The organism is Pseudomonas sp. GW456-12-10-14-LB2, from assembly GCF_002884345.1.
Classification (GTDB): Bacteria; Pseudomonadota; Gammaproteobacteria; order Pseudomonadales; family Pseudomonadaceae; genus Aquipseudomonas; species Aquipseudomonas paraglycinae.
In genome coordinates this window covers 1-260 of record NZ_POHV01000213.1, presented here as the reverse complement: position 1 = coordinate 260, position 260 = coordinate 1, and the positions used below count along the sequence as shown (strand labels likewise).

The 260-nt window shown below is 75.4% G+C and carries 1 protein-coding gene; it reads left to right on the top strand.

Annotated elements, in window-relative coordinates:
- Positions 1 to 71 precede the first annotated feature (71 nt).
- Positions 72 to 260 (top strand): hypothetical protein (locus C1X29_RS28790; protein ID WP_256584429.1); only part of this gene is annotated, 189 nt, incomplete at its 3' end.

The following is a 260-nucleotide window of genomic DNA, read 5'->3' as shown; positions in this document are numbered from 1 at the left end:
CTCTACGACGGGCTGGCCCGGGGGCCCGCGGCCGAGGTGGCCCTCTACGTCTTCGACCTGGGAGGACCCGCGTGAGCGTCGATCTGGTTTCCTTCGCGGAGGGCGAGGCGGCCCTCGACTGGCTGGGGGTGGCCCGCGCCATCGAGGCGGGGCACCGCCGGCCGCGCGCGCGGACCGAGGACGTGCTGATCCGGCGCGGCCCCGACACGCTGCTCAACCGCTCGGCCTGGATCGACGGCCTGGGGATCGCGGTCAAGGTG